Here is a 13267-nt window from a genome sequence, read left to right as displayed (position 1 = left end):
CGCCGACGCTAGAGCTCGGTGTCCTCGTCGAGCGGATGCAGCATCGTCGGCTGCACGCCGGTGCGGCGCTCGCGGATCGTCTGCAGCGCCTCGGTGTGCGTGCGCTCGTCGAACGGGAAGGCGCGGATCAGCAGCGCCGAGGCCAGGAACAGGACGACCGGGACGGCGCCGACCGCGATCCGGATGCCCCACACCGCTGACTCCGACTGGGACTCCGCGCCGCCGACGTAGCCCAACAGGCCGATGATCCAGACGCCGGCCGCCCCGCCGATCGCCTGCCCGAGCTTGCGCATGAAGGAGAAGACCGCATAGGTCGTGCCCTCGGTGCGGATGCCCGTCTGCAGCTCGCCGTACTCGATGGAGTCGGCCTCGAGGTTCCACATCACGGTGTTGCAGACGCCGCTCGAGGCGCCCAGCAGCAGGAAGCCGATGACGGCGAGCACGTAGGCGCCCGGCGGGGCCAGCAGCAGCACCGCCGCGCCGACGGCGCCGACCACGGCGGAGATCGCGTAGAGCCGCTTCTTGCCGAGCGCACCGACGAGCCGCGGCAGGAACCAGCCGATGACGAGGATCGGGCTGAAGGTGAGCGCGAGCGCGACGGGCGTGAACGTGGCGTCGCCCAGCACGTCGCGGACGTAGAAGATCGTCATCCCGGCGATCGTGAACAGCCCCACCAGGTACACCACGGCGGCGACCGCCAACGTGCCCAGCGCCCGGTTCTTGCGCAGCGTGCCCACCGCATCCTGCAGCCGCACCTTGGGCACGTCGCGCTCGACCTGCTCACGGGCGGTGAACACCAGCACCAGGTAGAGCAGGATCGTGACGATGCCGAGCACGATGATCGTCTGCGTCAGGGCGCCCTGCAGCCCATCGGGATCGCCGCGGAACTGCTGGATCGCCGGACTGATCGCGAGCGCGACGATGACCTGCATGAGCGCGGAGCCCGCGGTGCGGAAGGTCGCCAGGCGCGCCCGCTCCTCGGGGCGCTGCGTCATCGCGGCCGCGAGCGAGCCGTAGGGGATGTTGACGAGCGTGTAGAAGACGCTGCCGAGCAGGAAGTACGTCACCCACGCCCAGACCACGGCCCCGAAGGTGCCCCGCAGCGCTTCGGGCACCGAGAACGTCAGCACCGCCATGGCCACGAGCGGCACGCAGAACACCAGGATCCACGGCCGGAACTTGCCGAAGCGGGTGTGCGTGCGGTCGATGAGCGATCCGGCGATGACGTCGGTGAACGCGTCGATGAGGCGCATGACCAGGAAGAGCAGGCCGACCGCAGCCGGGCTGATCAGCGCGACGTCGGTGTAGTAGAGCGTGAGGAAGGTGGTGACCAGGGAGAACGCCAGGTTGTTCGCCATGTCGCCTGCGCCGTATCCCAGGAACGATCGGAAGGGCAACTGCGGCGTGGTCGCCGTCGAGGCGTCGTTCGTCGACATCGGAGGGCTCCTTCGCGACTGCCGCGAGCAGCGCTGCCCGCCTGCCGTGACGGTAACAGCGCGACGCCGGTGGCGGAAGGGGGGGATCGCGCCCTACGCCGCCCGGGGCGGCGGTCAGCGCGTCGCAGCCCGCTCGGCGAGCGCGAGCGACGCAGTGCCGGAGCCGTCGACCTCGAGCCGCTGGCGCGGCAGCGCCTCCGGGTGCTGCTCGCGCAGCCACGTGACGAGCCGCTCGCGCACCCGCGCGCGCAGATCGGCGAGCTCGCCGCCGTCGACCGCCGTGACCAGCACGCGGATGCGCACCTGCCCGCCCGTCGCATCCGTCACCTGCAGCACCTGCGCCCGACCGTCCCAGAGCTGGGTGGCCGCCAGCACGCGCTCGAGCTCCTCGCGCATGGCCTCGACCGGCACCCGCCAGTCGACATCGAGCTCGACGGCGCCCATGACCTCGCTGGTGGTGCGGGTCCAGTTCTCGAAGGGGACGGTCGTGAAGTGCGTCGACGGCAGCACCAAGCGTCGGTCGTCCCAGATCCGCACGACCACGTAGGTCAGCGTGATCTCCTCGATCGTGCCCCACTCCCCCTCGACGACCACCACGTCGTCGACACGGATCGCATCGGAGGCGACCAGCTGGATGCCGGCGAAGACGTTGCCGAGCACCGATTGGGCGGCGAGGCCCGCGACCAGCGAGACGAGGCCCGCCGAGGCGAGCAGGCTCGTGCCGGCGACGCGCGCCGCCTCGAAGGTGAAGAGCACCGCGCCGCTCGCGATGACCACCACCACCACCGCGAGCACGCGCCGCAGCACCTCGACCTGGGTCTGCACCTTGCGGGCGCGGCGGTCGCCCTGTGCTGCGCCGAAGCGCGCCAGCACCGCATCGCTGGCGATGTGCAGCAGGCGCACGGCGAGCCAGGCTCCGGCGATGATCGCGGCGATCAGCAGCGCGTGGCGCAGCACCGGCCCACCGCGGCCCATCGTCGCGCCGAGGTCCGTCGCTGACGCGGCGATCGCGAGCGCGACCACGAACGCGAGCACCGCGATCGGCCAGCGCAGCCGCCGCCGGGCGGACTGGCGCCCCTCGGGCGATCGCATGGCGGCGGCGGTGGCGGCGAGCATGGCGACGCTGGCCGCGATGGCGACGATCAGGGCGATGACGGCGACGATGCCCAGGTGGGCGAGGGTGTCGATGAGCGCGGGCAAGGGACTCCTCTCGTGCGGCAGCCCGCCACGGTACGCCATCGGTCTCGGTGCCGGCCATGCGGCGCCGGCGACGGGCGCGACACGCCCCTCAGGCGCGGCGCAGCAGCGCGCGGACGCAGAGCCCCAGTGCGAGCCACGCCGCGGCCGCGACGACGCCCGGCCAGGGCAGCGTGGCCACGAGGGTCGCGCAGAGCGCCAGGCCCGCCATCGGCACCCAGCGCGGCAGCCACCAGCGCACCGGCCGGGCGCCGGGCTCGGCCGACGCCTCCGCGGTGCGCCGCGCTCCGCGGATCGCGCTGACGTGCGCGACCGCGTAGTAGGTGAGCACGCACGTCGACGAGAACGCGACCAGCTGCGCCACGGGCAGCAGCAGCACCCCGGCCACGGCCACCGCCGCGGTCACCGCCTCGGCCACCACGGGCGCCTTGGTCACCGGCCAGACGAACGAGAGCGGTCCCGGCAGGTCGCGGTGCCGCGCCATGGCGAGGCCGGTGCGCGAGAGCCCGGCCAGGATCCCGGTGAGGCTGCCGACGCTCGCGAGCGCCGCGGCGCCCAGCAGCGCGATGTGCAGCCAACCCAGCCCGACGAGATCGGCCACCGGCGCGGCCGAGGAGGCCAGCGCATCCCCCAGCCTCGTCGTCGTCGCCCAGCCCACCAGCGCGTAGAGCACCAGCACGACCGCGAGCCCCGCGCCGATCGCGCGCGGCAGCGTGCGCACCGGGTCGCGCACCTCCTCGCCGAGCGTCGCCATGCGCGCGTAGCCGGCGAACGCGAAGAAGAGCAGGCCCGCGGCGGTGAGCACGCCCAGCGGCCCGTCGAGCACGCCGTCGACGCGGTTCGCCTCCACCGGCGCCGTGATCGCCAGACCGGTGTCGGATGCGGTGGGCAGGCCGAGCGCCGACCACACGAGGGCGGTCACCACGAGCGCGAGCACGATCGTCACGATCACCGTCGTGACGCGCACGGTCGAGCGGATGCCCGACATGTTGACGACCGCGAGCACGACGATCAGCGCCGCGGCGAGCCATGGCGCGGCCTCCGGCCAGACGTGCCGCGCGGCGATGAGGGCGATGGCGCCGGCGGAGGCCGTCTTGCCGGTCAGGAACATCCAGCCGGCGACGAAGCCGACGGCCGGCGAGACCTCGGCACGGCCGTAGGCGTAGGCGCCGCCGGAGACCGGGTGCCGCATCGCCAGCTGCGCGGTCGACATGGCGTTGAGCGTCGCGACGGCGGCCGCGAGCAGCAGCGCCAGCCACAGCCACTCGCCGGCCAGCTGCGACGCGGGCACCCAGACGAAGAAGAGGCCGGCGCCGATCATCGAGCCGAGCCCGATCATGATCGCTCCGGGGATGCCGATGCGGCGGGCGAGCGCTGTCACCCCTCGACCCTAGGCACCGTCGGTGAACGCCCGGTGCCTCGGCACCCGGATGCACAACGCAACCCCCGCGACCCGTCGGTGAACGGCGGGTGCCTCGGCACCCGGATGCACAACGCAAGCCCCCCGACCCGGATCCGCGGCTGTCGCGGGCCCGACCGTCGCTCTGCCGCGGAACGCGCGGGCCGGGCTTGCGTTATGCGGGGAAAGGGACGGGAGCGGAGGGAGGGGGCGGGGGCGGGCGACGGGGCGTCAGGCGCGCTCGAGCTCGACCAGCACCTCGGCGTGCTCGGTGTGCGGGAACATGTCGAACACGCGGCCGCGCACGGGCCGCAGCCCGGGCATCGCCGCGAGGTCCTTCGCGAGCGTGACGGGGTTGCAGCTCGAGTAGACGACCCGGCGCACCGCGCTCGCCTCAAGCCGCCCGGCGAGCTCGCCGATGCCGCGGCGCGGCGGGTTCACCACCACCAGCTCGGGCGCCCGGGCGCCCTCGAGGTCGACGCTCGTCGCGTCGCCGACCGTGAACGACGCATCCGCCCCCATCGCCGCCGCCGTCTCGCGGGCCGCATCGATCGCCTCGGCCGTCACCTCGACGCCCGCGACCGGGCGACCGGCACGGGCCGCGTGCAGCGCGAAGCCGCCGACGCCGCAGTACAGATCGAGCAGGCTCGCCGGGTCGGCCTCGTCGATCCAGGCGGTCGCCTCGCGGTAGAGGGCGGATGCGACGGCCGTGTTGGTCTGGAAGAAGCTGCGGGGGCGCAGCCGCAGCCCGATGCCGTTCACCCGCATCTCGAGCACGCCCGAGCCCGCCAGCAGCAGCTCGTCGTCGCCCTCGAGCACCGCCTTGTGCTGGGGCAGCAGGTTGGCCGAGACGCTCGCGAGCGGCAGCGCGTCGAGCAGCCCCAGGTGCTTGCGCAGCCGGCCCAGCGACTCGGTCGAGCGCAGCACGAGCCGCAGCGCCAGCTCGCCGTCGGGCGAGGCGGTGAGGATGAGGTGCTTCAGCTCGCCACGCCGGTTCGGCACGTCGTAGGGCGTGAGGCGCGCGTCGCGCACGAGCTGCTCGAGCACCGGCATCGCGTCGACGATCGGCTGCTCGTGCAGCGGGCACGCCCGCAGGTCGATGCCGCTGCCGTCGGCGGCCAGGATGCCGATCGTCGGCGCGTCGACGCTGCCGGCGACGGCCATCTTGGCCTTGTTCCGGAACCCGCCGACGGCACTGGCGTGCGGCGCATCCCACGGCATCTCGGGCAGCAGCGCCTCGATGCGCGCCTGCTGCTCGGCGAGCTGCCGCTCGTACGGCGTCGCGAGCAGGGTGCACGAGCGGCAGCGCCAGGCGTCGAAGTAGGCGCAGTCGAGCGCGACGCTCGTCGACGGCGCCCCCGCTTCGCCCGGGACGTCGCCCGGGGCAGCGGGGCTCACGGCTCGGTCGGCGTGCTGCCCGGTGCCTCGATCGCCGAGGGGCCGCCGGCATCCTCGACCTGCTCGATGAGGAAGGCGTCGAGGATCTGCGCGCGCAGGGCGTCGATGCTCGAGCGCAGCCGCTTGACGTCAGCCCTGGCCGCACCGCCGCGCAGCATCTCGACGGCGTGCTCGAGCCGGATCAGCGACGTCGACCAGGCGGCCGCCCGCCGGCGCTCGAAGTCGTCGTCGGCGCTGTTGCGCAGGTACTCGACCTGCTCGCGCATCGCCTGCAGCGTCTTCCGCATCTCGTCCGGGTCCTGCCCGGTCGAGGCGGTGAGCCGCTTGACCATGCGCTCGATCGTCTCGCGCACCTCGGGGTTGGCGCTCAGCCAGGTCCACACGAGCGGGCCGTACTTCACGCCGTTCACGCCGATGAACCGCAGCGCGGCGACGAACCAGGTGGGGATCGGCATGCGGAGCCTCCGGTCGATGGGGGTCAGGCGGCGCCGTCGAACAGGCTGGTGACGGAGCCGTCCTCGAACACCTCGGTGATCGCGCGCGCCAGCAGCGGCGCGATCGAGAGCACCTTGAGCTTCTCGAACCGCTGCTCGTCGCGCAGCGGCAGGGTGTCGGTGACGACGACCTGGTCGATGACGTCGGAGTTGAGGATCGTCGGCGCCGGCTCGGAGAAGATGGCGTGCGTGGCGGCGACCACCACGTTCGTGGCGCCGCTCTTCTTCAGCGCCTCGGCGGCCTTCACGATGGTGCGGCCGGTGTCGATCATGTCGTCGACGAGCAGGCACGTGCGGCCCGCGACGCTGCCGACGATCTCGTGCACCGACACCTGGTTCGGCACCAGCGGGTCGCGGCGCTTGTGGATGATCGCGAGCGGGGCGCCCAGCTTGTCGCTCCAGATGTCGGCGACGCGCACGCGGCCCATGTCGGGCGAGACGACCGTGAGGGTCTCGGGGTCGAGGGTGCGCTTGAAGTGCTCGAGCAGCACCGGCATGCCGAACAGGTGGTCGAAGGGGCCGTCGAAGAAGCCCTGGATCTGCGACGCGTGGACGTCGATCGACATGATGCGGTCGGCGCCGGCCGTCTTGAAGAGGTCGGCGACGAGCCTGGCGGAGATCGGCTCGCGGCCGCGGCCCTTCTTGTCCTGGCGGGAGTAGGGGTAGTACGGCATGACCACCGTGATGCGCTTCGCGCTCGCGCGCTTCAGCGCATCCACCATGATGAGCTGCTCCATGAGCCACTCGTTCACCGGGTGGCCGTAGGACTGCAGGATGAACGCGTCGGAGCCGCGCACCGAGCCCTCGAAGCGGGCGTAGATCTCGCCGTTCGCGAAGGTGCGGCTGTCGACGTCCATGAGCTCGGTGCCCATCTCCGTGGCCACGGCTCTCGCGAGCTCCGGGTGCGCACGGCCGGTCGCCAGCACGAGGTGCTTGCGGTTCTTCGCGACGATCGATCCCACTCGGTTGCCTCCTAGGCCTCAGGTGCGTGCGTGCTCGCCGCTGCGGCCGCGTCTGCCGCTGCCGTGCCGGGGCGGTTCGCCTCGACCCAGCCGGTCATGTTGCGCTGCGGTGCGACCGAGATCGCCAGCGCGCCCGGCTCGACATCCTTGCGGACGACCGTGCCGGCTCCAGTGTAGGCGCCGTCGCCGATCGTCACGGGGGCGACGAAGACGTTGTGGCTGCCCGTGCGCACGTGCGAGCCGACGGTCGTGCGGTGCTTGGCGACGCCGTCGTAGTTGGCGGTGATGGTGCCGGCGCCGACGTTGGAGTGCTCGCCGACGACCGTGTCGCCGATGTACGAGAGGTGCGGGATCTTGCTGCCGGCGCCGATCTGCGTGTTCTTCGTCTCGACGAAGGTGCCCACCTTGCCGTCGTCGCCGACGACCGAGTTCGGCCGCAGGTAGGCCCAGGGGCCGACGGATGCGCGGGCGCCGATCACCGACAGGGTCGCGTCGGTGCGCTTCACGACCGCGTCCTCGCCCACCTCGGTGTCGACGAGCGTCGTGTCGGGGCCGATGGTGGCGCCGGCGGCGATCGCCGTCGCGCCGTGCAGCTGGGTGCCGGGCAGCAGCGTGACGTCCTCGGCGAGGGTCACGTCGACGTCGATCCAGGTGGAGGCCGGGTCGGCCACCGTGACGCCCTCGCGCTGCCAGCGGCGGATGATGCGGTCGTTCAGCTCGTGCGCGGCCGCGGCGAGCTGGATGCGGTCGTTGATGCCCCAGATCGCCCACGCGTCGGCGGCGGGCACGGCCTGGATCCGGCCGCCGGAGGCCTGGATGCGCACCGCGGCGTCGGTCAGGTACATCTCGCCCTGCGCGTTGTCGCGGTCGATGGTCTGCAGCGCGCGGCGGAGGGCGGATGCGTCGAAGACGTAGATGCCGCCGTTCACCTCGTCGATGGCGCGCTCGGTGTCGCTGGCGTCCTTCTGCTCGACGATGCGCACGAAGGCGCCCGCCTGGTCGCGCACGATGCGGCCGAGGCCGGTCGGGTCGCCGAGGCGCGCCGACAGCAGCGTCAGCTGGTTGCCCTCGCGCTCGTGGCGCTCGATGAGGCCCTGCAGCGTCTCGGCGTCGATGAGGGGCACGTCGCCCGAGAGCACCACGACGTGGCCGTCGAAGTCGGCGATCGCGTCGAGTCCCTGCTCGACCGCGCGGCCGGTGCCGGGCACGTCGTCCTGGTCGGCGATCAGCACGTGCGGCGCGAACTCGAGCACGGCCTCGGCCATGCGGTCGCGCTCGTGCCGCACGACGGTGACGATCGAGGTGGGATGCAGCTCGCCGGCGGTGCGCAGCACGTGGGCGATGAGCGGCTTGCCGGCCAGCGGGTGCAGCGGCTTCGGCGTGCGGCTCTTCATGCGGGTGCCCGCGCCTGCGGCGAGGACGATGACGGCTACCTGGGCCACGTGACTCTCCCATCGGGGTGCTCGGAAGTCGTCTCCAGGCTACTGGGGCGCGGGCTGCCGCCTGAACGAGCGCGTCGCGTCGGCGCGAGCGACTAGCCTGGATCGCGCGATCCGCCATGGTGTAACGGCAGCACAGCGGCCTTTGGAGCCGTTTGTCCAGGTTCGAATCCTGGTGGCGGAGCGAACGACCCGGTGGGTCGTTCGCGCCGCCACCAGTCACGAGCGTCAGCGAGTGAGGGCGGAGCCACGCCGCGAACTGCCGCGTCGCCGAGCGAAGCGAGGAAGGGCGGAGCCGCACGGCGAACCGCACCCTCGCCGAGCGTCAGCGAGTGAGGGCGGAGCTGCATGGCGCTCGCTGCGTCGCCGAGCGTCCGCGAGCAAGGGCGGAGCCGCACGGCGAACCGCCGCGTCAACGAGCGTCAGCGAGCGACCCCCGAGCCCTTGAGGCGCCCGCTCCCTCGCGCGCCGAGACGCCGCAGACGTCCACCGATGCGACACTGGCGCCATGGCCGACCTCCGCAACGACGACGTCGATCGCATCATCGAGCAGTGGATGCGCGTGCGGCCCGACGCCGACGTCACCCCGCTCGACGTGCTCAGCCGCATGACGCGCATCTCCCGGCAGCTGGGCCGCATCCGCTCGGAGGCGTTCCAGACGGCCGGCCTCGAGTCGTGGGAGTGGGATGTGCTGGCGGCGCTCCGCCGCGCCGACGGCCCGCTCAGCCCCAAGGACCTCATCGCCCAGACGATGGTGACCAGCGGCACGATGACGAACCGCATCGACAACCTGGTCGCATCCGGGCTCATCGAGCGCGTCGACGGCTCGACCGACCGGCGGGTGCGCCTGGTCGCGCTGACCGACGAGGGCATCGATCGCGTCGACGTCGCGCTCGACGCGCTGCTCGACGCCGAGCGACGGCTGCTGCGCGGCATCCCCGCCGACGACCAGGCGCGGCTCGCCGAGCTGCTCCGGCTGCTCAGCGACGCGATGCTCTGAGCCGCCGCCGGAGGTCAGTAGCGGTAGTGCTCGGGCTTGTAGGGGCCCTCGACCGGCACGCCGATGTACTCGGCCTGCGCGTCGCTCAGCGTCGTCAGGCGGGCGCCGAGGGCGTCGAGGTGCAGTCGGGCGACCTCTTCGTCGAGCACCTTCGGCAGCCGGAACACGCCCAGCTCGTAGTGCTTCGTGGCGAGCTCGATCTGCGCCAGCACCTGGTTCGAGAACGAGTTCGACATCACGAACGACGGGTGGCCGGTGGCGTTGCCGAGGTTCATCAGGCGGCCCTCGGAGAGCACGAGCAGCGAGCGGCCGCTCGGCATCCGCCACTCGTGCACCTGCGGCTTGATCTCGATGCGCTCGGCGCCGGAGCGCTCGAGCGCCGCGATGTCGATCTCGTTGTCGAAGTGGCCGACGTTCGCGACGATCGCGAGGTGCTTCATGCCCTGCAGGTGCTCGAGCGCGATGACGTGCTCGTTGCCGGTGGTGGTGACCCAGATGTCGGCCTCGCCGAGCGCGTCCTCGACCCGGGCGACGCGGAAGCCGTCCATGGCCGCCTGCAGCGCGCAGATCGGGTCGACCTCGCTGACGATGACGCGCGCGCCCTGGCCGCGCAGGGCCTCGGCGGCGCCCTTGCCGACGTCGCCGTAGCCGACCACGAACGCCGTCTTGCCGCCGATCAGCACGTCGGTGGCGCGGTTGAGCCCGTCGGGCAGCGAGTGGCGGATGCCGTAGCGGTTGTCGAACTTCGACTTCGTCACCGAGTCGTTCACGTTGATGGCGGGGAACAGCAGCCGGCCGGCGGCGAAGAGCTGCTCGAGGCGGTGCACGCCGGTGGTGGTCTCCTCGGTGACGCCCTGCAGCTGCTCGGCGATGCGCGTCCAGCGCTGCGGATCCTGGCCGAGCGTCGTGGCGATGAGCGCGTCGATCACCTTGAGCTCGTCGGGAGCGCCCTCGGGCGTGACCGGCGCAGCCCCCGCGAGCTCCGCATCCCGCCCCCGGTGCACGAGCATCGTCGCGTCGCCGCCGTCGTCGAGGATCAGCGTCGGGCCCTCGGCGAAGTCGAAGATGCGGGTCGTGCACGCCCAGTACTCCTCGAGCGTCTCGCCCTTCCAGGCGAAGACGGGCACGCCGGCGGGCGCCTCGGGGGTGCCGGAGCCGACGACGATCGCGGCCGCAGCCTCGTCCTGCGTCGAGAAGATGTTGCAGCTCGCCCAGCGCACGTCGGCGCCCAGCGCCACGAGCGTCTCGATGAGCACGGCGGTCTGCACGGTCATGTGCAGGCTGCCGGCGATGCGCTGGCCGGCGAGCGGCTGCTCGGCGGCGTAGCGGCGGCGCAGCTCCATGAGTCCGGGCATCTCGTGCTCGGCCAGGCGGATCTGGTGGCGGCCGGCCTCGGCGAGGCCGAGGTCGCGCACCTGGTGCTCGATGGTGCCGGGCTCGATGGTGCGGGAGGCGGTGTCGGTCATGCCGACATCCTCCCACTCCCTAGGCGGTCGGCAGCGACGCGACGTACTCCTCGAGCATCGCGAACTGGTCGCGGGGCGCGAAGCCGGTGGCCTCGAGCTTGGCCAGGCGCATCGCGCTGTGCCGCGGCCTGGGGGCCACGCCCGCGCGCGACGCGTCGTACCGCTCGGTGGAGATGGGCGTGACGGCGGATGCGTCGTGGCCGGTGAGGCTGAAGACGCGGCGCGCGATCTCGGCCCAGCTCGTCGGCTCGCCGCCGTTCGAGACGTTGTAGACGCCGTGCTCCGCGCCGGAGGCCAGCAGGTGGTCGATCGCCCGGGCGAGCTCGCTGGCGAACGTGAGCCGGCCGACCTGGTCGTCGACGACCTCGGGTCGCGACCCCTTCTGCGCGAGCGCGGCCATCGTCGAGACGAAGTTGCGGCCTGAGCCGACGACCCACGAGGTGCGCACGATGTAGTGCTTCGGTGCCGCGGCGACGGCGAGGTCTCCGGCCGCCTTCGTCTGCGCGTAGACCCCGAGCGGGCCGAGCGCGTCGTGCTCGTCGCGCTCCCCCTCGACGTCGGCGAAGACGTAGTCGCTCGAGACGTGCACCAGCGTGAGCCGGTGCTGCGCGGCGATGCGCGCGAGGTGCGACGGACCGGTCGCGTTGACGGCCCAGGCGACGCGGCGACCCTCGGCGGTCTCGGCCTCGTCGACGGCGGTGAAGCCGGCGGCGTTGACGATCGTGCCGTAGGCCGACCAGCGGATGCCGTCGAGCGTCTCGGGGCGGGCCAGGTCGATGCGGTCGCGGCCGACGAACTCGACGTCGGTGCGGCCCGCCCACTGCTGCTGCAGGGCGCGGCCGAGCTGCCCGTCGGCGCCGAGCACGAGCGTCCTGCGCCCGAGCATGGGCGCGACGTCGTCGAGCAGCGGATGCGCTCGGTCCTTGTCGCTGAGCTCCGCCTGCTCGAGGGGGATCGGCCACGCGATGGCGGCTGTCGGGTCGGCGAGGTTGAGGAACGTGTACTCGCTCTGCGCCTCGGCCGACCAGTGCTCGTTGACGAGGTAGCTGTAGGCGGTGTCCTCCTCGAGCGCCTGGAAGGAGTTGCCCACCCCGCGCGGCACGAACACCGCGATCGACGGGTCTATCTCGATCGTGAAGGTCGCCCCGAAGGAGTCGCCCTCGCGCAGGTCGACCCACGCGCCGAACACCCGGCCGGAGGCGACCGAGATGTACTTGTCCCATGGCTCGGCGTGGATGCCGCGCGTGACGCCCACAGTGGCGTTGAAGGAGATGTTGTTCTGCACCGGCCCGAAGTCGGGCAGGCCCAGCGCCAGCTGCTTCTCGCGCTGCCAGTTCTCCTTGAACCAGCCACGGTTGTCGCCGTAGACGGGGAGGTCGATCACGAGGAACCCCGGGATGGGGGTCTCGCGCACGGCGAGCTGCTTGCCCGTCTGCATCAGCGTGGTCCTGTTCCCCGGCCTAGTGGCCGGCCTGCGCGTACTTGGCCTCGGCCTCGGCCTTCTGCGGCCGCCACCACGACTCGTTGTCGCGGTACCACTGGATGGTCGAGGCGAGCCCCGCCTCGAAGTCGGTGAAGGAGGGCTCCCAGTCGAGCTCGTCGCGCAGCTTCGAGGCGTCGATCGCGTACCGCATGTCGTGACCGGCCCGGTCCTTGACGTGGTCGAACGCATCCGCCTCATGCCCCATGAGCCGCAGGATCGCCCGCACGACCTCGAGGTTGTTCTTCTCGCCGTCGGCGCCGATCAGGTAGGTCTCGCCCGCGCGGCCGCGCTCGAGGATGCGCAGCACGGCGCTCGAGTGGTCGTCGGCGTGGATCCAGTCGCGCACGTTCTCGCCGGCGCCGTAGAGGCGGGGGCGCACGCCGTCGATCAGGTTGGTGATCTGGCGCGGGATGAACTTCTCGACGTGCTGGCGCGGGCCGTAGTTGTTCGAGCAGTTCGAGATGGTCGCCTCGAGGCCGAACGAGCGCACCCAGGCGCGCACGAGCAGGTCGGAGCCCGCCTTCGTCGAGGAGTAGGGGCTCGAGGGGTTGTAGGGCGTCTCGGGCGTGAACTTCGCCGGGTCGTCGAGCTCGAGGTCGCCGTAGACCTCGTCGGTCGAGATGTGGTGGAAGCGCTTGGCATGACGGCGGGCGGCCTCGAGCAGCGTGAACGTGCCGATCAGGTTCGTCTGCACGAACGGCGAGGGGTCGGCGAGCGAGTTGTCGTTGTGCGACTCGGCCGCGTAGTGCACGACCGCGTCGGCGTCGGCGACCAGCGGATCGACCACCTCGGAGTCGGCGATGTCGCCGACGACGAGCTGCACGCGCTCCTCGGGCAGGCCGGCGAGCGACGCGCGGTCGCCCGCGTAGGTGAGCTTGTCGAGCACCACGATGTCGTGGTCGGTGTTGGCCACCGCGTAGTGCACGAAGTTCGAGCCGATGAAGCCGGCGCCGCCGGTGACCAGGAGCTTGCTCATGCGCCCCAGCCTACCGG

At 72.2% G+C, this 13267-nt stretch carries 11 protein-coding genes and 1 tRNA gene; 2 read left to right on the top strand and 10 right to left on the bottom strand.

Translation table 11 applies throughout. The features are described 5' to 3' along the window. Nucleotides 1–8: 8 nt before the first annotated feature. The 7 genes from Q9250_RS00815 to glmU all read right to left on the bottom strand — a co-directional run bounded on the left by Q9250_RS00815 (nt 9) and on the right by glmU (nt 8328). On the bottom strand, nt 9–1436 hold the full coding sequence (locus tag Q9250_RS00815; RefSeq protein ID WP_306232678.1) for a glycoside-pentoside-hexuronide (GPH):cation symporter: 1428 nt from the start codon (nt 1434–1436) through the stop codon (nt 9–11). A gap of 114 nt (nt 1437–1550) precedes the next feature. Then, nucleotides 1551–2636 carry a mechanosensitive ion channel family protein gene (locus Q9250_RS00810; protein ID WP_306232677.1) on the bottom strand — a complete coding sequence of 362 codons (1086 nt, stop codon included), beginning with the start codon at nt 2634–2636 and terminating at the stop codon, nt 1551–1553. Nucleotides 2637–2724: 88 nt separating this feature from the next. Further along, entirely contained in the window at nt 2725–4014 is a 1290-nt protein-coding gene (locus tag Q9250_RS00805; RefSeq protein WP_306232676.1) for an APC family permease, read from the bottom strand. Nucleotides 4015–4263: 249 nt separating this feature from the next. Continuing rightward, on the bottom strand, nt 4264–5430 hold the full coding sequence (locus tag Q9250_RS00800; protein WP_306232675.1) for a methyltransferase domain-containing protein: 1167 nt from the start codon (nt 5428–5430) through the stop codon (nt 4264–4266). After that, complete coding sequence (locus tag Q9250_RS00795; protein WP_306232674.1) at nt 5427–5885, bottom strand: hypothetical protein; 459 nt, start codon at nt 5883–5885, stop codon at nt 5427–5429. Before Q9250_RS00795 ends, Q9250_RS00800 begins: the two co-directional genes overlap by 4 nt. A gap of 23 nt (nt 5886–5908) precedes the next feature. Then, nucleotides 5909–6886, bottom strand: a complete 978-nt coding sequence (locus Q9250_RS00790; RefSeq protein WP_306232673.1) for a ribose-phosphate diphosphokinase — start codon at nt 6884–6886, stop codon at nt 5909–5911. Nucleotides 6887–6897: 11 nt separating this feature from the next. Next, complete coding sequence (gene glmU, locus Q9250_RS00785; RefSeq protein ID WP_306232672.1) at nt 6898–8328, bottom strand: bifunctional UDP-N-acetylglucosamine diphosphorylase/glucosamine-1-phosphate N-acetyltransferase GlmU; 1431 nt, start codon at nt 8326–8328, stop codon at nt 6898–6900. 110 nt (nt 8329–8438) lie between these two features. On the opposite strand from glmU, the gene Q9250_RS00780 reads away from it, so the two are divergent. Together Q9250_RS00780 and Q9250_RS00775 are read left to right on the top strand one after the other, a co-directional pair. Continuing rightward, nucleotides 8439–8509, top strand: a tRNA-Gln gene (locus tag Q9250_RS00780). 324 nt (nt 8510–8833) lie between these two features. Beyond that, nucleotides 8834–9325 carry a MarR family winged helix-turn-helix transcriptional regulator gene (locus tag Q9250_RS00775; RefSeq protein ID WP_306232671.1) on the top strand — a complete coding sequence of 164 codons (492 nt, stop codon included), beginning with the start codon at nt 8834–8836 and terminating at the stop codon, nt 9323–9325. A gap of 14 nt (nt 9326–9339) precedes the next feature. Here Q9250_RS00775 and ahcY read toward each other — a convergent pair whose 3' ends face one another. The 3 genes from ahcY to rfbB are packed head-to-tail and all read right to left on the bottom strand — an operon-like array spanning nt 9340 to nt 13250. Beyond that, the gene (gene ahcY, locus Q9250_RS00770) at nt 9340–10791 is read right to left on the bottom strand and encodes an adenosylhomocysteinase (RefSeq protein ID WP_306232670.1); all 1452 of its coding nucleotides are present in this window, start codon (nt 10789–10791) and stop codon (nt 9340–9342) included. Between the two features lie 19 nt (nt 10792–10810). Continuing rightward, nucleotides 10811–12229, bottom strand: coding sequence for a bifunctional dTDP-4-dehydrorhamnose 3,5-epimerase family protein/NAD(P)-dependent oxidoreductase (locus tag Q9250_RS00765; RefSeq protein WP_306232669.1), 1419 nt, complete (start codon nt 12227–12229; stop codon nt 10811–10813). 22 nt (nt 12230–12251) lie between these two features. Continuing rightward, nucleotides 12252–13250, bottom strand: coding sequence for a dTDP-glucose 4,6-dehydratase (gene rfbB, locus Q9250_RS00760; protein WP_306232668.1), 999 nt, complete (start codon nt 13248–13250; stop codon nt 12252–12254). Between the last annotated feature and the right edge of the window lie 17 nt (nt 13251–13267).

The sequence above is a fragment of the Agrococcus beijingensis genome (genome assembly GCF_030758955.1).
GTDB lineage: Bacteria > Actinomycetota > Actinomycetes > Actinomycetales > Microbacteriaceae > Agrococcus > Agrococcus beijingensis.
This window is presented reverse-complemented; position numbering and strand designations above follow the sequence as displayed.

What these genes read in the sequence shown, in the direction of transcription:
- Q9250_RS00815 (WP_306232678.1), bottom strand. Translation starts at nt 1,436, where the DNA reads ATGTCGACGAACGACGCCTCGACGGCGACCACGCCGCAGTTGCCCTTC.
- Q9250_RS00795 (WP_306232674.1), bottom strand. Translation starts at nt 5,885, where the DNA reads ATGCCGATCCCCACCTGGTTCGTCGCCGCGCTGCGGTTCATCGGCGTG.
- Q9250_RS00775 (WP_306232671.1), top strand. Translation starts at nt 8,834, where the DNA reads ATGGCCGACCTCCGCAACGACGACGTCGATCGCATCATCGAGCAGTGG.
- ahcY (WP_306232670.1), bottom strand. Translation starts at nt 10,791, where the DNA reads ATGACCGACACCGCCTCCCGCACCATCGAGCCCGGCACCATCGAGCAC.
- Q9250_RS00765 (WP_306232669.1), bottom strand. Translation starts at nt 12,229, where the DNA reads ATGCAGACGGGCAAGCAGCTCGCCGTGCGCGAGACCCCCATCCCGGGG.
- rfbB (WP_306232668.1), bottom strand. Translation starts at nt 13,250, where the DNA reads ATGAGCAAGCTCCTGGTCACCGGCGGCGCCGGCTTCATCGGCTCGAAC.